The organism is Pseudoalteromonas undina, from assembly GCF_000238275.3.
In the GTDB taxonomy this organism is placed as follows: domain Bacteria; phylum Pseudomonadota; class Gammaproteobacteria; order Enterobacterales; family Alteromonadaceae; genus Pseudoalteromonas; species Pseudoalteromonas undina.
The window spans coordinates 2,028,543-2,046,776 of record NZ_AHCF03000003.1; the positions used below are offsets into that span (position 1 = coordinate 2,028,543).

Here is an 18,234-nt window from a genome sequence, read left to right on the forward strand (position 1 = left end):
TTTAAATAACTAATAGCTCGGCTTCTAGAGCCCCAGCATTATCAAGTGCAATTAATATCGACATAAGCTCGGCTGGCGTTGCGCCAAGTGCATTTACCGCTTTTACAATTTCATCTAATGAGGTGCCTTCAGGCCACAACAGCATATTTTTTTGTTGTTGATCTACTGTGATATCACTTGATTGCGTGGTCGTAGTTTGGCCATTTGAAAACGGCCCTGGTTGCGACACTTGCTCTTGTTCACTGATGGTAATGGTTAAATTGCCATGGTTAACCGCAGCCTGATTAACTCGCACTGTATTGTTCATTACGACAGTACCTGTGCGGCTATTAAATACAATTTTTGGGCGCTCAGAACCTTGCTCTACAGTAATATCTTGTAGCATCGACATAAACGTGTTGCGACTATTGGCATCGCTTGGCGCACTAACCACTAAGCGCGCCCAGTTTTCAGCAGTAGCTACATCAGGCCCAAATACTTTATTAATAGCACGTACAACATTGCGGGCAGTTTGATAATTTGGATCTTTTAAATTAAGAATTACATCACTTTGACTTTCATACATAGCCATAACACTGCGCTCAATAATGGCACCATTAGGAATAAGCCCTGAAGTAGGCACATTAACAGTCACCGAGGAGCCACTTTTACCGCTAGCATTAATACCGCCCACCACTAAATTACCTTGTGCTAGCGCATACACTTTGCCATCAACCCCTTTTAACGGGGTCAACATTAAGCTACCACCATGTAAGCTTTTTGCATCGCCTAATGAGTTCACAGTTACATCAATGGCTTGACCTGGGCTTCCCATTGGCGGTAACGTAGCATGGACAGCAACAGCCGCTATATTTTTTGATTTTGGTAATCGCTCTTCATCTACAGAGACACCAAATTGCTTTAGCATATTACTTAGCGATTGGCCGGCAAATTTCACTTGAGCTTTATCACCCGACCCCGGCAAACCCACTACTAAACCGTAACCCACGAGTTGGTTTTCTCGCACACCTAGCACATCAACAATATCTAATAATGGACGTGCTTTGGCGGTCACAGTTGCAGGCGCTAATAGGCTAAAAAAGCACACTAGCATTAATAGTAAATATTTCATTAAAACCTCAGTAATCCCTTAGAACGGGTTTAAGAATCGGGTAAATAAAGTGGTAAACCAACCCGGACGATTCGCATCAGCCAATGTGCCTTTGCCGGTATAGCTTATTTGCGCTTCAGCAATACGAAGCGACGAAACACGGTTACTTACATCAATATCGCCAGGGCGAACTAGCCCTTCAATTTCAATGTATTCGTCACCTTGGTTAAGTTTAATTTGCTTACGCCCTTTAATAACCAGCGACCCATTAGATAAAACATGATTAACCCGCACGGTAATAGCGCCACTGAGGAAGTTTTGTTGGCTAGCGCTGCTTTCCCCGTCAAACTTGGCACTCGAGCCTATACCCAAATTAAAATCAGCTACATTGAGTGCACCAGCAACTGGCACTGAAACATCCAAGTCGGTACTTTTATCTAAACTCGAATCGGCACTTTTACTTGATTGCGTGCGCTCGTTAAGCACCACAGTTAAAATATCGCCAACTCGGTAAGCACGTTTATCTGCATACAAAGAAAACATATAGTTATCTTGAAATAAGCTACCATCTTGCTGATTCAAACCCTGTGCATAGGCATCTTGGCTTATTTCATAGTCTTGAACTGATTTTTGAGTGGTGTTTTGTGGACATTTCACTTCCCCATACACCACTTCGCATTCCACCATTTGGGTTTTTGACGGGGTATTGCTACAACCAGCAACACCCAAAAGCAGCAAAAATAATGTTAACTTATTCATCATAATCATACGTTTTGGTTTATAAAGCGCAGCATTTCATCTGCTGCAGAGACCACTTTAGCGTTCATCTCGTAAGCGCGCTGTACGGCAATCATGCTTACCATTTCATCAACAACGCTCACGTTTGAGCCTTCAATAGTAAATTGTTGCAAGCCACCAAAAGCATCTTCACCGGGGATCCCCTCAACAGGTTCACCAGATGCTGCTGTTTCGCGGTACAAATTGCCACCTAAGCTTTGTAACCCTGCTGGATTTGCAAAGTTAACCGTTAACATTTGGCCTAACTCAACCGCTTGCGCATCCTTACCCACTACGGCAGTAACGGTGCCATCGGTGCCAATACTCACTTTAGTGGTGCCCTCTGGTAGCGCAATATTTTGTGCCAATGGTAAGCCGTTGCTGTTTACCAGTAATGACTCAGAGTTAAGCTGAAACTGACCGTTACGGGTAAATAATAACTCGCCATCAGGGCTTTCAATTTGAAAGAAGCCTTGCCCTGCAATGGCCACATCTAACTGGTTACTGGTTGTTTCAAAACTACCTTCGGTAAATTGCTTTTGCGTACCGTTAATACGAACACCGGTTCCCACCTGAATCCCAGATGGCAGCTGATTAAGCTCATCTACCTGCGCGCCAGGCTGTTTTTGTACTTGGTAAAATAAGTCTTCAAATACCGCTCTGTCTTTTTTAAAACCGGCAGTGCTTACGTTCGCTAGGTTATTAGATATTGTTGTCATTCTTAAATCTTGCGCTGCAAGACCAGTTTTACTCACCCATAATGCTGAATTCATGTTTGGCTTCCTATTTACCCACGTCCACTGATGAGCTTATTACCGCTGGTCGCTAATTCGTCAGCAGACTTCATCATTTTTACGTTCATTTCAAATTGGCGGCTAATATTCATTGTTTTGATCATTTCAGCCACGGCATTCACATTAGAACCTTCTAAAGCACCGGTTCTTACTGTAATTGTTTCGTCGGCTTCAAGCGGCTGTAAATCGTTAGCTCTGAGTAAGCCATCAGCACCTTTAATTAAGTTTGCATCGGTACTGGCTAATTTAATTTGCGCATCTTCTGCAATTACACCACCGCCAATGGGGGTTAGGTTGATCATGCCGTTTGAGCCAATTTCAATATCACCAAACTCAGGAAGTTGAATATCGCCACCGTCACCTTGCACACGTCGGCCATTAACAGTAATAAAGCCATCGGCATCAACCACTAAATTACCCGCGCGGGTATAAGCCGGTTCGCCATTGTCATCCATCACCTCTAAATAACCGCCGTTGCTCAGTGCTAAATCAAGATTACGGCCAGTGTCCATGATTGGCCCTGACGATAAGTCAGTAGTTACTGGTGTTAGTTGCGCGTGGTAACGAGTACGAAAGCCCTCGCCTTGTACCATCATTGATTGCGCTTGCTCTAAGTCGGCCTTAAAACCTACGGTGCTAACATTTGCTAAGTTATTTGCAGCAACGCGTAAGGCGGTATTATTAAGTTCAGCACCCGAAACGGCGGTATAAATTAACTTTTCCACGCTCAGCTTCCTTAGGTGTTACTAAATAAAATTTGCATCATTTCATCAGCACTGCTGATGGTTTTAGCATTGGCTTGGTAATTTTGTTGAAATGACATTAAGCCAACCAGCTGTTCACTAATATCAACATTTGAGCCCATAAATGAACCCGACAGTAATTTACCCAGTGAGCCACTTTCAGGCTCGCCATAAAGTGCAGAGCCTGACTCTTCAGTTTGATACCACACGGTATTACTGCCTTGCTCTAAACCATCAACGTTCGCAAACGAGGCAAGTACAACTTGGCCTTGTAATTTAGATTCACCGTTAGTAAATGTTGCAAATACACGGCCGTCGTCTTCAACCTTCACACCAGAAAACGCCCCTGAGGTATAGCCGTTGGCATCATTTTCGTTAACACTGAAACTTGAACCAAACTGCGTTGTACCATCGAATTTAAGCGCGATATTTAATGCTGCTGCGCCACTGGTTATTTCTGCATTACCTGGCGTTGAAGTAATAGGCACCTCTAAATCAACCGCCGTTAAGTCGCCTGAAAACGGCACCATTTGGCCATCGGTATCAAAGTTAAGTGTAATGGTACCGGCGTTAATTGAACCACCAGCACCATCATCAATAGCTTGAGTACCTGTCGTCGCACCAAGCGCTGAAAGCTGAGCTTGAGTAAGGGGTTTACCATCTAAGAAAAACATCGCTTGCCATTCGTTGCTACCCGTATGGTTAAAGTACTGGGTCATTACATGGCTATTACCTAATGAGTCGAATACTTCGGTAGATTGAGAAAAGTTATATTGACTACCATCTTTAGGATCAAATACCGCAGGAGCTGTAGGATAAGCAATCACGTCACTAGAAGAACTTAAGTTACCGTTAAAGTTAATATTGGTACTGGCTTGTGCTTCTATGTTTGAGGCTTCAATTTTTAAATCGGTTAATACACCTGGTACAATTGTCGGATCACCACCATCAACCTGAGACACGCCAAAACCTTGCAGTTTGCCGCCGTTGGCATTAACAATATTTAAGTCGTTATCTAACTGAAACTGGCCTGCTTGGGTGTAAGCTGTTCGGCCGTTTTCTGATATGGCAAAAAAACCTTGGCCATCAATAGCAATATCCAGCGCATTACCGGTGCGCACAATTTCACCACCGGTGACAAAATCTTCTTTAACATTGGCAACTTTAACGCCGCCGCGTTGACTGCCGTTATACACTGCGGCAAATTCTGCGGTGTTATTTTTATAACCAGCAGTACCCGAGTTAGCAATATTATTACTGGTTACTTCTAATCCTGTTTGGGTACTTTTAAGACCACTTAATCCTATATTGAACATAGACATATTATTTATTCCTCTTATTTATGCCACTTGATTAATTTCAGTGATACCAAAATTACCCAAACCATCGACTTGTAATAAAATATCTTCTAACGATTTACCTACAGAAACACGCTCAACCTCACCACTTAGCCAAGTATCAAGCTGCTTTGGTACCTCTTCAGTAGTGGCATACGCTCTCACTGCATACGCACCGGCTTCTTGGTTTTCAAATTCAAAACGCAATGAACCGACTCCAGAATAAGGCAGTTGTTTTTCTTCAACTAATTCACCATCTTGGTTATAAAGTTGCACAGTGACAGAGTCTGCGGGTTCCCCTAAATTAACCATGCCAGAGACACTGCCATCTTGTTCAAGGGCAATACTGCTTGCTTGCACATCAACCGTTTGACCAACCATATTAGTGGCTTCAAGCACCGCTAAGCTGCTCACATAATCCAAACCATCGGCGGTGTTTTGCCGAATGCTTTGTAACGACTCAACATTAGAAAACTCCGCAAGCTGGCTCACATATTGGGTGCCGTCCATAGGCTGTAATGGATTTTGATTGCTGATTTGCGCAACGAGTAACTCTAAAAACATGGTCGACATTTCATCTGCTGAACTATTACCGGCAATATTCGTGGTGTTTTTTGCCCCGTCGGCTGCGCTTGGAACGGCTGAATTAACTTGCATAAAATTATTGTCCTAACTTAAGAATGCTTTGCTGCATGCTATTTACACGCCCCATAACTTCAACAGATGTTTGGTAGCTGCGACTTGCAGACATCATGTCGGCCATTTCTTCGAGTGCATTTACGTTGGAGTAAAATACATAACCATCGTTGTTAGCAATTGGGTTATTTGGCTCGTAGCGCTGCTCTACCGCACGGTTTGACTCAGTGATCCCTAATACATCAACCGAGGCTGAAATTGATTGGCTGTCTTGTGTTTGTTTGTACAAAGCAGAAAATACTGGTTTAAGTGCCTTGTAAGCGTCGGCTTCTGAACCGGCTGCGGTATCGGCATTGGCTAGGTTAGATGCAATGGTATCGAGGCGAATAACTTGAGCGCGCATGGCGCTGCCGCTAGCGTCATAAATTGAATTAAAAGACATTATGATTTCCCTGAAATAACTTTATGTAAGCCATTTATTTTCATATTTAAGAATGTCAAACTGGTTTGAAAATCCATACTGTTGCTGGCAAATTTTGCTTGCTCAATATTTAACTCAACAGTGTTGCCATCACTTGATGGTTGATAAGGAACGCGATATTTAAGTTCATCCGTTTGTACACCAGCAAAATCAACATCTCTGTTTTGCGAAAAACTGGATGAAACACTTTGCATAATTTGACGGTAATCTACATCTCGAGATTTAAACCCAGGCGTGTCAACATTAGCCAAGTTACTGGCAATGACTTCTGCTCTGTCTAACCTTAATTTCATTGAAAAAGGGTGAACACCTAACGCTTTATCAAATAGTTCCATTGTTGCCTCTAATTTTTGTTTCTTGTATGCTTTCGCGCTTCGCATACACTTTCTACCTTGTGTATAACAACCTTTATGCCAACTTTTAAAAGTATATTTTTTTCAATGACTTACATAAAAAAAGAGCAAAAAACAGCCCAACACACGGAAGCTAAGCTTCCCCAAGGGAAGCGTTGGCTTTTCCGCTTACTTTTAACTATTGGACTTCTGCCAGCTCATGCTATGGCCATCCCCATTAATTTTGATAAAGAAATTCGGCAGTTTTTGCACAGTGAAATTAAGAGCTATTTGCGCTCAGTTAATTCGCAAAGTCAGCGACAAGATATAGAATTATTTATTCCTAAAGGCAGCGAAAATTTAAGCTGTGATGAATTGCAAATCACTCGCTCACAAAGTCACACGCCACCTGCAGGCAGAGTAAGTGTTTCTGTATCTTGCCCATCGCCTGCTTGGCGCTTTAGGGCCAGTGCCAAAATAAGTGTGTGGATAAACCTAGTAGCTGCCAAGCACACTTTAAACCGAGGTAAAGTGCTTAATAAGCAAGACTTAGAATATAAAAGCGTGGATTTAGGCAAGCACCGCCATCAAGGCGAAACCGGTATTGACCAGCTAGTTGGACTTACCGTTAAACGCGAGATTGATAAAGGAACGGTGATCTCCACCCGCTACCTAGAAAAGCAGTATTTAATCAATAAAAATGAGCATATTTCACTGCAAATAAATACCGCAACTTTCTCGGCCAATGTTAAAGCCATTGCTCTTGAAGATGGCCAGCTTGGTGAGGTTATTAATGTAAAAAATTTATCATCAAAAAAAGTAGTTCAAGGCAGAGTAATTGCGCAAGGTGTGGCAGAGGCGACATTTTAAAAAATGTCGAAATAAAAGTTAAGTAATGCTTGTACTTGGTCGCTGATATAAACTAAGCAATATAAATTCGATAAACGAATTAGGTAATAAACAATGAATATAAGCGCAATAACAACCACTGCGGTTGATCAAAGCCAAAAAACAAACCAGCGTTCTTCACTGGATGCAAAACCAGAACAACAACCTGTAGCGACTAAACAAGAGCAAGCAAACTCAGTGAGTGCATTAAGTAAATCAATAGACTCAACATTTCAAGATTTAGCTGCAAAGCCAGACGTTGATATGGATAAAGTAGCCATGATGAAAGCGGCAATTGCCAGTGGTGAATTTAAAATTAATATTGATGAAACCGTTAACGCTATGGTTGAACTTCATAAAAAATGAAAACTGTAAAAGAGTATATTGTAAGTCTGCAACAAGACATTACTAAGCTAGACGCGTTAATTGAATTACTTGAAACGCAATACGAATTGCTAAGCCAACGTAATGTGCAGCTAGAAACACATAATAAAAAAATGCTCGGCTTTTTAGAAAGCTTAAATGAATCGCACAACCAGCGCGATGGCTTTTTGGTGAGTTTAGGCTTGCAAGGTGGCAAAGAAGGTTTAGCACAATTAACCGCGCTTCTACCTGTTGATATAAACACCCTTACTACTAAGCTATTGCATCAGCTTGAACTAAAAACTAAAACCTGCAAAATAATGAATGAACGCTCAGGGCAATTACTCTCAAGCCAGCGTCGGTTGTTACAGCGCTTAACTGGCGGTGAAAACAAACAAGCTTACCCAGAAATGCCTTTATAAATACGTTACATAAAGGCATTTTCTTGTTTAGTCACTTTGCGCTATATTTTTACTTTACTCCTATTATTACCTTTTAAAACCCTATCTTGAGTCCAAAAATAGTTGTTCCGCTAAAACTTAGTATTATTAGCTTTTGTGCAACTTTGCGGCTAATTGTATTTATAATAAGCAAATAGCGGCTAACGTCACCTTTATTAGACTAAAGAATGATTGCTGCTGAATCTGCTGATTTTATGACCTTTTCGCTATTCTGCATGACAAGATCACACTGTAAAAACAAAACAATAAACCACTGAATTTAAAGACCTTTTAAATTTAACAAGCCAGTTACAACACATCCCTTTGCTATTTTTGTTAACATTTACAAAGCGTTAAACTGGGCTATGCACGACCTTTTGCCTAATTACAATATGTAGCAAGCTGTTTTACCCTGCGCACTCAACGTTCATTTGCTTTGTAAAAGCTGTATTTTTATTTTGAGTTAGCAACTAAGTTGCAGGAGAAGTCATGACCACCAAGCCGCTAGATGATAATTCATCTGATGCTATACCAGGAGCGGATACTCAAACCGCGTCCGATAGCTATGAAAATCTTCATAAACCCAGCTCTGAGTTTGAAAGCCGCGACGCTTATCTAGAGCACGAACTGCAAATTATGCAGCCAAAACGCTGGCGTCCAAATTTACCGTTTAGAGATTATCGCTTTGAATTTGAAGACACCATTCCAGCAATGGCCGCTACTATAGGTAAAGTTGTGATGGTTGCAGCCATTGCTGCCACGTTTGCAGGCCCTTTGGGGTTGAGTGATGGCTTTGTACTTGAAAACGTACGCTACGAACTTTTAATTGTTTCGTTATTTATTTTACTATTTTCTGGCTTTATTTTACCGACCGCTAACTTAGCGGGTACTCATGGCCCACTCATTCCATTAATTCCTATTGTGGTTGCCGCAGGCGGACACCCTATGGCCTTTGGTTTGCTCATAGGAGCCTTTGGATTGATATTAGCATTTAGTAAAGGCGGCAGTCTCATGGCAAAGCTCACCAGTAAAGGGGTGTGTGGTGGCCTACTCCTCTATTTAGGCTTTGTGGGTACCATTTCACAAGTTAAAAAGCTGTTTGCATGGGCTGAAGAAATTCAAATGACCCATATTGCCTTTATCGTAATCTTAGCCACAATTTTACTTTATGCTTTATTGGAGCATTATAAAAAACGCTGGTTAGCCGTGCCACTGAGCTGTTTAATTGGTGGTTTTACTGCTTTTGCATTGGGTGCACCGTTTGAGTTTCATACTGCACCGGGCTTACCAAACATGAACCCTATGTACTGGTGGGGCGAAAACACCGGCTGGATGCTTGGCTTACCAACAGCTGAAAGCTTTGTAGTTGTACTTCCTTTTGCAGTTTTAGCAGTTGCTATGTGGTCGCCTGACTTTTTAGGCCATCAAGTATTTCAAAAAATTAGTTACCCAGAGCGTACTGAAAAAGTACAAATGAATATTGACGATACCATGCTTAGCGCATCAACAAGACAAACCTTTGGCTCGCTTTTAGGCGGTGCTAACTTTGCGTCATCTTGGGGCACTTACATTGTTCCTGCTGCTATTGCAAAACGCCCTATTCCTGCAGGCGCAATTTTAACTGCGTTATTTTGTATTATCGCGGGTGTTTGGGGCTATCCAATGGACTTAGCTATTTGGCAGCCAGTATTATGTGTTGCATTAATTGTAGGGGTGTTTATTCCACTACTTGAAGCGGGTATGGAAATGACCCGTGAAGGTAAAACCACCCAATCAGCCGCCATTGTGGTGTTTGCATCAAGCCTAGTAAACCCTGCACTTGGTTGGTCACTAACTATGCTACTTGATAACTTGGGCCTTATTGGCTGTAAAGAAAGAAGTGCTGATTTATCGCGAATGAGCCGCTGGGTCATCCCACTTATTATGTTTGTGCTATTAACCGGTGTAATGGCACTGGTAGGTATGCTACCAGGCATTCCTGCGCTAATGCCAAGCTTTAGACATTAATTCCTTTATTAAACAGCAAAGCGAGCTTTAATAGCTCGCTTTTTTATTGTACTTATAAAAAACCAGCACAGTGTTCCTGTAATAATCCCCCCTGAAGTAACAGTCCCTGAAATAATTACAAGCCACCCTGCAGAATTTTTATAAAGCTCGCCACCAGCTAAAAAGCTTTACACACCAAAATATCATAACTGCTTGATATATAGTTAAAACTTAATATTTCACTTTCTGGTATAGGCTTTGCACCTTTATAAGTGAACGTTAAAAATCATTTTATTAGTAACGCTTTTAAAATGAAAAATCATCACTCTTAATAAGGAGCTAATTATGAATAGCGATCGTATCGAAGGAAACTGGAAAGAACTTAAAGGTAAAGCGCAGCAAAAATGGGGCGATCTTACCAACGATGATTTAGATAAAATTGAAGGTAGCCGTACCGAGCTTGTTGGTAAAATTCAGCAAAAATACGGTAAGTCGAAAGAGGAAGCCGAGCGCGAAGTAAATGACTTTGAGAAAGGTCATTAATATAAAGCGTGTTAACAGCTTTACTTGCTAATAAAAAACCGCCAATTGGCGGTTTTTTTGTTATCTCAAGCTTAACTATTTTGCCAGCGCTAACTTCACTGCTGCCTCGGCATGTATTTTGGTGGTATCGTAAAGCGGAACCTGCGTATGTTGTGGCTTTACCAACAAGGCGATTTCAGTACAACCTAAAATAACGGCCTGTGCGCCTTGTGCAAATAAGCGCTCTATAATGCGTATATAATCAGCTCGCGAATCGTCATCAATAATCCCTAGGCATAACTGCGAATAAATAACCTCGTGCACTCGCTTTCGCTCATTAGGCTCAGGTATTAATACCTCAATGTTATGCTTATCGGTTAAACGCTCTTTGTAAAAGTTTTGCTCCATTGTAAATTGCGTTCCCAACAACCCTACTCGCGTAATGTTATCGTGCTTTAGTTGCTCAGCGGTGGCATCGGCAATATGCAAAATAGGAATGGTAATATTACTGGCAATCTCATCGGCCACTTTATGCATAGTGTTGGTACAAATAAGTAAAAAGTCGGCACCACCAGCCTCTACAGATTTAGCCGCCTCGGTGAGAATATTGGCTGTTTGTTGCCAATCGCTCTGATGCTGTAGCGCTTCAATTTTTGCAAAATCGACGCTCACCATACAAATCTTAGCACTATGTAGCCCACCCAATGAGTTTTTAACGCCTTCGTTTAAAGCTTTGTAATAGCTGGCTGTTGACTCCCAACTCATACCTCCGAGCATGCCAATCGTTTTCATAAAATTGCCTTGTTTAAAAGTGGTTAAGAGCAAGCCGATTACTACACAGATATGCGACAAAACAATAAGCAAAGATACCTGTAAAGCCTTGTATAGCGATTCCTCTGACTCATTCTGCCTTACTGTTTTGCTAACTATCAGATGTTTACTTAACAACGAATTTTTCGAATACACAATTTAGTGGGAAATAAATTACCAAATAAATAGCTAGGAAAAGTAAAAACTCCATATAAAAAGGTAGATCTTTTAGGTTTATTATTGAATCAGTTAAATAGCGGCTAACAAACGATGTAATGAATGCAGATAAAAATATAATGACTAAGTTTGAAGTTTTTTTATTCATGTAAATCCTTTTAAAAAAGCTAATTGCACAACCAATTTCATTATCGTAGTTTATGCGACTACAATTATTGTTTTAATATTTATATATAAGATAATTCAATATCTACTTTTACCACATCATTTTTAATAGCCCATTGAAAAGCATCACTATTTTCAATAAACGCCCTAAGACTATCAACCTCATTTAACGCAGAACACCACTGACTCGTTGTTGAAAGCGCAAATGCAGCCTCGCTTGGTAAAAATTTAAAAGTCGTACTAAGTTGCTGCATAGCATCTGTAGCTTCATCTATGTCGTCTAAATCAGGAATAATTTGGCGTGTAATATCAACAATAAAGTAGTCTTTACTCAGGCTATCTTCCCCGCACTGAAAAAGAAGCATATCGCCGTCATTTTCTAAAATAGTATTTTCAATTCTGTAGCTTTCATATAAATCAATAACCAGTTTAATCAACTGTTTAATATCATTGTTTTTATAAAATTCAGAGCTTTCAATTTTTATCTTGATATCTTCTATTTTCATATTTTATTTCTAATTCTGTTTAATCATTAGTAACTATGTACTCTTTTCGCTACTGTATTAACCTTTACTTACAACGTCTTCAAATAACAATTGCTTATCGTTTTTATATACTTCAAGCCAACCTGGTGGTGAGGTATCACAGCCAATTACAGTAACGTGTAATATGTAACTATAGCGCCCATTTTTAAACGTATAACTGTGATTACCGCCACTGCCACTAAACGTTATCTCACCATGAATTAAAACGATATCAGGCCTATCCCTTGGGCTTTTATCAATATTCCACGACGCATAACGGAAGTTTCCATCGCCTAAATTATCAATGCGAACACGATAGTTAGCTGTTTTCCAATCAAGTATTGGTTTTTGAAAGGTTTTAATACTTGAATGGAGTGATTGTTTATCTTGAGCGATTAACTTTTCTGCATGTGCTTGCTCAGTGGTATTTTGTGTATTCACGGCAATAACTTTGCCGTCTGTATCTACCCACATTACGCCGTTATTTAGCATAATGCCGCGCCAACCAACTTTATTCCAATCGGTATTAATATTAGAGCTGCCAATAATAGTAACAAGTTCATCGTCAAACACTTCATCAAAGCGGTTAATAAACTCAGCTTCATTTTTAATATCAGGCAATGGGTATCGTCTTTTTAAAGGGTAGCGAATATGCGCAGCAATCGCAGTTTTATCATGTGCTTTAAAAGCAGAAATAACAGGTAAAACACTCTCGTGATACTTTTGCTCAAGCGCAAACATGTTAGATGTGAAAAGTAGAGATAGGAAAAGTAATATGTAATTTAGATACTTCATGAATAGTCCTCTAGTTTAAAGTACCTGTACAATTTTATGAGAGTTAATATTAGTGAAAAGCCGCTTTAAAACATTCTAAAAATAACTACTCAAGCAAAAAACAATTTAAAAGTAGTTTATTTCAGTTTTTTGTAAAAAAATAATATTTTCGCCCAGTAATTCCCAGCATAATACCCAAAGAACCCAGTATGATAAACCCCTCTACCAGATGAAAAATTAAAAGCAATAAAAACAATAACTTACAAAATTTGACCAATTAAATATCTAAACATACTATTAACTCAACAATAACTGAGGAGAAGTATTATGCGTGAGTTTACAGAATTATTTTTACTATTTACTATCACTCTTGAAAGGGTAATTAGAGTTATCAAACTATTAAAAAGCAAAGGTAAATAACTGACATTAATCTAACCTTACAATTTTATACTATTAATTAATAAGCCAATAAAAAACGAGCCTACCTTGGCTCGTTTTTGTTTTAACTGATAGCTAACAGCTAAAAACTGACCGCTGCTCTTTTATTCCGGATCATACCCCAAGTTAGGCGATAGCCATCTTTCTGCCTCTGCGAGCGTCATATTGGTTCGCTTGGCGTAGTCTTCTACTTGGTCGCGTTGTACTGCCGCTACCGCGTAGTATTTCGCTTGTGGGTGTGAAAAGTACCAACCTGATACCGCTGCACCTGGCCACATGGCGTACGAGCTGGTGAGCTGCATACCAATACGTTTTTCGGTATCGAGCAACTGCCAAATTTTCTTTTTCTCGGTGTGCTCTGGGCACGCTGGGTAACCTGGCGCTGGGCGAATACCTTGGTAGTTTTCGCGGATTAGCTCATCGTTACCTAGGTTTTCATCCGGTGCATAACCCCAATACTCTTTACGCACTTGTTCGTGCAAGTATTCAGCAAAGGCCTCGGCAAGCCTATCAGCAACCGCTTTAATCATTATTTTATTGTAGTCGTCTTGCTGTGCGTCGAACGCATTGGCGAGGTCATCTTCTTCTAAACCGCCTGTTACCGCAAACGCACCAAAGTAATCGGGTGTGCCTTTTGGCGCAATGTAATCGGCTAGGCAGTAGTTAGCAAAGTCGGTTTTTTCGGTTTGCTGGCGTAAATGACATGAGGTAGTTAATAGCTCTTTGCGGGTTTCGTCGGTGTAAATTTCTATATCATCGCCCACACGGTTTGCTGGGAATAAACCAATAACACCTAATGGTTGCAAAGTGCCTGACTTTTCAAGCTCATCGAGCATATCGTTGGCGTCTTTAAATAGGCTTTGTGCTTGTTCGCCCACTACTTCGTCGGTCATTATGCGCGGATATTTACCGGCGATTGACCAGGTCATAAAGTACGGCGTCCAGTCTATGTATTTGCGTAAAGTCGCGATTGATACATTTTTAAACTCGGTCACGCCCAGCTTTTTAGGCACTGGTGGCGTGTAGTTATCCCAATCGAGTTTTGCAGCATTATCGCGGGCGCGCTGTATGGTAACCGGTTTTGAGCGCGGCTTTTTGCGTGCTTGTTGTTCGCGTACTTTGTCGTACTCGGCGGTGGTTTTAGCTAAAAATTCTGCTTTATGCTCTTTTGATAATAAATTAGACACCACACCCACGGCGCGGCTGGCGTTATTTACATACACTACGCCTTTGTCGTACTGCGGCTCTATTTTAACTGCGGTATGCGCTTTTGAGGTGGTTGCCCCACCAATCATGAGTGGTAGCTCAAAGCCACGACGCTTCATTTCTTTGGCAACATGTACCATTTCATCAAGCGATGGGGTAATTAAGCCCGAAAGACCTATAATATCGGCTTTTTCGTCAATCGCGGTTTGCAGTATTTTATCTGCTGGCACCATTACCCCAAGGTCGATTACTTCGTAGTTATTGCATTGCAGTACTACGCCTACGATGTTTTTACCTATGTCGTGCACGTCGCCTTTTACGGTGGCCATAACAATTTTACCGTTGGTCGCGCCCTCTTCTTTTTCGGCTTCAATGAATGGGTCAAGGTAGGCGACCGCGCGTTTCATTACACGGGCCGATTTAACCACTTGGGGTAAAAACATTTTACCCGCGCCAAATAAATCCCCAACCACGTTCATGCCGTCCATGAGTGGCCCTTCAATGACGTGAATAGGTTTATCTGCGCCAGCACGGCACTCTTCTGTGTCTTCATCTATAAAGGTGGTTATGCCTTTTACTAGGGCATGCTCTAGGCGTTTTTCAACCGACCAAGTGCGCCATTCTAAATCTTCTACCCGCTCAGCTTGTGCCATGCCTGAATATTTAGGCGCAAGTTCAACAAGGCGCTCGCCAGCACCGGGGTCGGTGTTAAGAATTACATCTTCTACGGCTTTGCGAAGTTCATCGGGGATGTCGTCGTAAACCGCAAGCTGCCCTGCGTTTACTATGCCCATATCCATACCCGCTTTTATAGCATGGTATAAAAACACCGAGTGAATCGCTTCACGTACTGGGTTATTACCTCTAAACGAGAACGATACGTTTGACACCCCACCCGACACTTTACAGTGCGGTAAATTTTGCTTAATACGGCGGGTGCCTTCAATAAATTCTACGGCGTAGTTGTCGTGCTCTTCTATACCGGTGGCAACGGCAAATATGTTGGGGTCAAATATAATGTCTTCTGGCGGGAAGCCAATTTCGTCGACCAAAATACGGTAGCTGCGCTCACAAATTTCAAACTTACGATCGGCGGTATCGGCTTGACCTTCGGTATCAAACGCCATCACAACAGCGGCGGCGCCAAAGCGTTTTATAATTTTAGCTTGGCGAATAAACGGCTCTTCACCCTCTTTAAGTGAAATGGAGTTAACAATGGCCTTGCCTTGAATACACTTTAAGCCTGCTTCGATGACTTCCCACTTTGAGGAGTCGACCATTATAGGTACTTTAGAAATATCAGGCTCTGAGGCAATTAAGTTTAAAAACTTAACCATGGCCGCTTTTGAGTCCAGCATGGCTTCGTCCATGTTGATATCAATAACCTGTGCGCCATTTTCTACTTGTTCGCGGGCCACATTAAGAGCGGTCTCGTAGTCTTCTTCCATGATCAAACGTTTAAACATGGCCGAGCCAGTTACGTTAGTACGCTCGCCGACATTGGTAAATACTGCAATTTGTTGGGTCATTGGCGGCTCCTTAATTTAAGTTACAGGCTTCTAGGCCTGATAAACGCATACGCACTTCAAGCTCTGGTAATTTTCGTGGTGCTGCGCCTTCAAGCCCTTTGGCAAAGGCACGAATGTGCGCAGGCGTAGTGCCGCAGCAACCGCCAACAATATTAATAAAGCCCGATTTACCCCAATCTATGATCTCTTTTGCCATGTCGTCTGCTTCTAAATCGTATTCTCCAAACTCATTAGGTAAGCCCGCATTAGGGTGAACAGAGACAAAGGTTTCGCACACGCGCGATAGCTCTTCAACGTATTGGCGCAGTAAATCTGGCCCAAGAGCGCAATTTAAGCCAATTGAAAGCGGCTTAATATGGCGAATAGAGTTATAAAATGCTTCGGTGGTTTGCCCTGAAAGCGTGCGGCCTGAGGCGTCAGTGATAGTGCCTGATATCATCACTGGTAATGTACGCCCTGCTTGTTCGAACGCCTCTTCTACTGCGAATGAGGCGGCTTTTGCATTTAGGGTGTCGAATATGGTTTCGATTAAAATAATATCTACACCGCCTTCCATAAGTGCAAGGGTCGACTCCACATACGCAGTCACTAACTTATCAAAGGTGATATTACGATAGCCTGGGTCGTTTACATCCGGCGATAACGAGCAGGTTTTAGACGTTGGCCCTAAAACACCTGCTACATAGCGCTGTTTTTCTGGGGTTTTAGCGCTAAATTCATCACATACGGCGCGAGCTAACTTAGCCGACTCTAAATTAACTTCACGGCTTATGCTCGCCATATCGTAATCTTCCATCGAAATGGTGGTCGAGTTAAAGGTGTTAGTTTCGATAATATCGGCACCGGCGGCTAAAAAGCTGCGGTGTATATCAGTAATTATTTCAGGCTTGGTTAGGCTTAATAAATCGTTATTACCTTTAATAAGCACGTGCCAATCTTTAAAACGCTCACCACGGTAGTCTTGCTCTTCAAGCTTATGCGCTTGGATCATGGTTCCCATTGCACCATCTAAAATTAAAATGCGCTGTTTGAGCGCAGCGCTCAGCTCTTGATGTTTATTGTTTTGAGGATTATTCGGCATAGTTGTTAGTCCTTACGTCTTGGCTAACTAAGTTAATATCATAGGGTGTGGTTTGGTAAACGTAATAGTTTAACCAGTTTGAAAACAGTAAAAACGCGTGGCTTTGCCATGTTTTAGAGGGTTGTTTGCTGGCATCGTCATCAGGAAAATAGTTTTCGGGCTTTGGCGCATCGGGACTTTTTTGTAAATCGCGCTCATATTCGGCTTTTAAACTGTCGGCATCGTATTCGGGGTGGCCGGTAATAAACACTTGGCTGCCGGATTTATTTTTAAGTAAATACGCCCCTACTCGTTCAGAGCCCGCTAATACCACCAGCTCTTCACAGGCGTTTATTTTATTAATATCTATGTGGCCATAGCGTGAGTGGGGTACTAAAAAGGTATCGTCAAAGCCGCGGGTAAGTGCACCATGGGCAAAGTAACATTGATGGGTAAACACCCCGCAGAGTTTATTGTCTTTTAAATCGCGCTTTAAATTATAACGGTGGTATAAGGCCGCGTGGGCAGCCCAGCACGAAAACAAGGTAGAAGTTACATGTTGCTCGGCCCAATCAATAATTACTTTGAGCTCTTCCCAATACGCTACTTCTTCATACTCTAAATGTGCGAGCGGTGCACCGGTAATTAACAGTGCATCGTAGTTGTTGTTTTTTACTTCTGAGAAATAACGATAAAAAGTATCTAAGTGTTGCTCAGAGTTGCTACTACTGCGGTGCGTATCAAGGCGCAATAGCTCAACATTTACTTGCAGCGGAGAGTTAGCCAACAAGCGAATAAACTGTACTTCGGTTTCTACTTTATTAGGCATAAGATTAAGAATAGCTAAACGCATAGGGCGTATTTCTTGGGTTTTTGCACGCGTTTTTGGCATTACAAACACGTTTTCATGACGTAAACGTGCAATAGCTGGCAATTCGTCTTCTACTGTAATTGGCATTCTTAAAGCTCCTGCTCATAAAAACCGAGAGTTAATACGCTCTCATTATGAACAGAATGCCAAAAATATCAACCTCTAGATGTATAGATGTCTAAATGAAATTTATTCACGCGGTTTGTATAAATTGAATATGTACTTTAAAACAGTGCCATTCGTTGACTGTTTCACCTGTGAGCCACTACAATACAGCATTGAAATTTTTAT

19 protein-coding genes are annotated in these 18,234 nt (G+C 41.5%); 5 read left to right on the plus strand and 14 right to left on the minus strand.

Annotated features, from left to right (window positions below; all coding sequences use genetic code 11):
• Position 1 precedes the first annotated feature (1 nt).
• Genes PUND_RS12990 through flgB form a run of 8 tightly spaced genes read right to left on the minus strand, consistent with a single transcriptional unit; the run spans position 2 to position 6,238 of the window.
• Positions 2–1,111 (minus strand): flagellar basal body P-ring protein FlgI, encoded by a 1,110-nt coding sequence (locus tag PUND_RS12990; RefSeq protein ID WP_010391158.1) that lies wholly within the window; start codon positions 1,109–1,111, stop codon positions 2–4.
• Positions 1,112–1,129: 18 nt separating this feature from the next.
• Positions 1,130–1,852 carry a flagellar basal body L-ring protein FlgH gene (locus tag PUND_RS12995; RefSeq protein ID WP_013464383.1) on the minus strand — a complete coding sequence of 241 codons (723 nt, stop codon included), beginning with the start codon at positions 1,850–1,852 and terminating at the stop codon, positions 1,130–1,132.
• A 2-nt stretch (positions 1,853–1,854) separates the two neighbouring features.
• Positions 1,855–2,640 (minus strand): flagellar basal-body rod protein FlgG, encoded by a 786-nt coding sequence (flgG, locus tag PUND_RS13000; protein ID WP_010391154.1) that lies wholly within the window; start codon positions 2,638–2,640, stop codon positions 1,855–1,857.
• Positions 2,641–2,654: 14 nt separating this feature from the next.
• The gene (locus PUND_RS13005; protein ID WP_010391152.1) at positions 2,655–3,386 is read right to left on the minus strand and encodes a flagellar basal body rod protein FlgF; all 732 of its coding nucleotides are present in this window, start codon (positions 3,384–3,386) and stop codon (positions 2,655–2,657) included.
• An 11-nt stretch (positions 3,387–3,397) separates the two neighbouring features.
• Positions 3,398–4,726 (minus strand): flagellar hook protein FlgE, encoded by a 1,329-nt coding sequence (locus PUND_RS13010; protein WP_010391149.1) that lies wholly within the window; start codon positions 4,724–4,726, stop codon positions 3,398–3,400.
• Positions 4,727–4,744: 18 nt separating this feature from the next.
• On the minus strand, positions 4,745–5,398 hold the full coding sequence (locus PUND_RS13015) for a flagellar hook assembly protein FlgD (protein ID WP_010391147.1): 654 nt from the start codon (positions 5,396–5,398) through the stop codon (positions 4,745–4,747).
• 4 nt (positions 5,399–5,402) lie between these two features.
• Positions 5,403–5,819: a flagellar basal body rod protein FlgC gene (flgC, locus tag PUND_RS13020; RefSeq protein WP_010391144.1), complete on the minus strand. Its 417-nt coding sequence runs from the start codon at positions 5,817–5,819 to the stop codon at positions 5,403–5,405.
• Positions 5,819–6,238: a flagellar basal body rod protein FlgB gene (gene flgB, locus PUND_RS13025; RefSeq protein WP_010391142.1), complete on the minus strand. Its 420-nt coding sequence runs from the start codon at positions 6,236–6,238 to the stop codon at positions 5,819–5,821. The genes flgC and flgB overlap by 1 nt, the downstream gene beginning before the upstream one ends.
• A 60-nt stretch (positions 6,239–6,298) precedes the next feature.
• Here flgB and flgA point away from each other — a divergent pair, with 60 nt between their 5' ends.
• The 5 genes from flgA to PUND_RS13050 all read left to right on the plus strand — a co-directional run bounded on the left by flgA (position 6,299) and on the right by PUND_RS13050 (position 10,410).
• Positions 6,299–7,060: a flagellar basal body P-ring formation chaperone FlgA gene (gene flgA / locus PUND_RS13030; protein WP_010391140.1), complete on the plus strand. Its 762-nt coding sequence runs from the start codon at positions 6,299–6,301 to the stop codon at positions 7,058–7,060.
• Between the two features lie 93 nt (positions 7,061–7,153).
• Complete coding sequence (gene flgM, locus PUND_RS13035; RefSeq protein WP_010391138.1) at positions 7,154–7,444, plus strand: flagellar biosynthesis anti-sigma factor FlgM; 291 nt, start codon at positions 7,154–7,156, stop codon at positions 7,442–7,444.
• The gene (gene flgN, locus PUND_RS13040; protein ID WP_010391136.1) at positions 7,441–7,863 is read left to right on the plus strand and encodes a flagellar export chaperone FlgN; all 423 of its coding nucleotides are present in this window, start codon (positions 7,441–7,443) and stop codon (positions 7,861–7,863) included. Before flgM ends, flgN begins: the two co-directional genes overlap by 4 nt.
• 507 nt (positions 7,864–8,370) lie before the next feature.
• Positions 8,371–9,888: a DUF3360 family protein gene (locus tag PUND_RS13045; RefSeq protein WP_010391134.1), complete on the plus strand. Its 1,518-nt coding sequence runs from the start codon at positions 8,371–8,373 to the stop codon at positions 9,886–9,888.
• 324 nt (positions 9,889–10,212) lie between these two features.
• Positions 10,213–10,410, plus strand: coding sequence for a CsbD family protein (locus PUND_RS13050; RefSeq protein WP_010391132.1), 198 nt, complete (start codon positions 10,213–10,215; stop codon positions 10,408–10,410).
• A gap of 75 nt (positions 10,411–10,485) precedes the next feature.
• Here the strand turns inward: PUND_RS13050 and PUND_RS13055 are convergent, their stop codons facing one another.
• From PUND_RS13055 to PUND_RS13080, 6 genes are all read right to left on the minus strand, one after another.
• Positions 10,486–11,181, minus strand: a complete 696-nt coding sequence (locus PUND_RS13055; RefSeq protein WP_010391130.1) for an aspartate/glutamate racemase family protein — start codon at positions 11,179–11,181, stop codon at positions 10,486–10,488.
• A gap of 422 nt (positions 11,182–11,603) precedes the next feature.
• Positions 11,604–12,047, minus strand: coding sequence for a hypothetical protein (locus PUND_RS13060; protein WP_010391128.1), 444 nt, complete (start codon positions 12,045–12,047; stop codon positions 11,604–11,606).
• A gap of 57 nt (positions 12,048–12,104) precedes the next feature.
• Complete coding sequence (locus PUND_RS13065) at positions 12,105–12,860, minus strand: hypothetical protein (protein WP_010391126.1); 756 nt, start codon at positions 12,858–12,860, stop codon at positions 12,105–12,107.
• Positions 12,861–13,381: 521 nt separating this feature from the next.
• Positions 13,382–16,012 carry a methionine synthase gene (gene metH / locus PUND_RS13070; RefSeq protein ID WP_010391124.1) on the minus strand — a complete coding sequence of 877 codons (2,631 nt, stop codon included), beginning with the start codon at positions 16,010–16,012 and terminating at the stop codon, positions 13,382–13,384.
• 10 nt (positions 16,013–16,022) lie between these two features.
• A complete protein-coding gene (locus PUND_RS13075; RefSeq protein ID WP_010391121.1) occupies positions 16,023–17,093 on the minus strand; it encodes a homocysteine S-methyltransferase family protein in 1,071 nt (356 codons plus the stop codon).
• Entirely contained in the window at positions 17,083–18,030 is a 948-nt protein-coding gene (locus PUND_RS13080; protein ID WP_008111930.1) for a homoserine O-succinyltransferase, read from the minus strand. Before PUND_RS13080 ends, PUND_RS13075 begins: the two co-directional genes overlap by 11 nt.
• Between the last annotated feature and the right edge of the window lie 204 nt (positions 18,031–18,234).

Coding starts and splice junctions, on each gene's coding strand:
- PUND_RS12990 (WP_010391158.1), bottom strand. CDS start 1,111: ATGAAATATTTACTATTAATGCTAGTGTGCTTTTTTAGCCTATTAGCG.
- PUND_RS12995 (WP_013464383.1), bottom strand. CDS start 1,852: ATGATGAATAAGTTAACATTATTTTTGCTGCTTTTGGGTGTTGCTGGT.
- flgG (WP_010391154.1), bottom strand. CDS start 2,640: ATGAATTCAGCATTATGGGTGAGTAAAACTGGTCTTGCAGCGCAAGAT.
- PUND_RS13010 (WP_010391149.1), bottom strand. CDS start 4,726: ATGTCTATGTTCAATATAGGATTAAGTGGTCTTAAAAGTACCCAAACA.
- PUND_RS13015 (WP_010391147.1), bottom strand. CDS start 5,398: ATGCAAGTTAATTCAGCCGTTCCAAGCGCAGCCGACGGGGCAAAAAAC.
- flgC (WP_010391144.1), bottom strand. CDS start 5,819: ATGTCTTTTAATTCAATTTATGACGCTAGCGGCAGCGCCATGCGCGCT.
- flgB (WP_010391142.1), bottom strand. CDS start 6,238: ATGCGAAGCGCGAAAGCATACAAGAAACAAAAATTAGAGGCAACAATG.
- flgA (WP_010391140.1), top strand. CDS start 6,299: ATGACTTACATAAAAAAAGAGCAAAAAACAGCCCAACACACGGAAGCT.
- flgM (WP_010391138.1), top strand. CDS start 7,154: ATGAATATAAGCGCAATAACAACCACTGCGGTTGATCAAAGCCAAAAA.
- flgN (WP_010391136.1), top strand. CDS start 7,441: ATGAAAACTGTAAAAGAGTATATTGTAAGTCTGCAACAAGACATTACT.
- PUND_RS13045 (WP_010391134.1), top strand. CDS start 8,371: ATGACCACCAAGCCGCTAGATGATAATTCATCTGATGCTATACCAGGA.
- PUND_RS13050 (WP_010391132.1), top strand. CDS start 10,213: ATGAATAGCGATCGTATCGAAGGAAACTGGAAAGAACTTAAAGGTAAA.
- PUND_RS13055 (WP_010391130.1), bottom strand. CDS start 11,181: ATGAAAACGATTGGCATGCTCGGAGGTATGAGTTGGGAGTCAACAGCC.
- PUND_RS13060 (WP_010391128.1), bottom strand. CDS start 12,047: ATGAAAATAGAAGATATCAAGATAAAAATTGAAAGCTCTGAATTTTAT.
- PUND_RS13065 (WP_010391126.1), bottom strand. CDS start 12,860: ATGAAGTATCTAAATTACATATTACTTTTCCTATCTCTACTTTTCACA.
- metH (WP_010391124.1), bottom strand. CDS start 16,012: ATGACCCAACAAATTGCAGTATTTACCAATGTCGGCGAGCGTACTAAC.
- PUND_RS13075 (WP_010391121.1), bottom strand. CDS start 17,093: ATGCCGAATAATCCTCAAAACAATAAACATCAAGAGCTGAGCGCTGCG.
- PUND_RS13080 (WP_008111930.1), bottom strand. CDS start 18,030: ATGCCAATTACAGTAGAAGACGAATTGCCAGCTATTGCACGTTTACGT.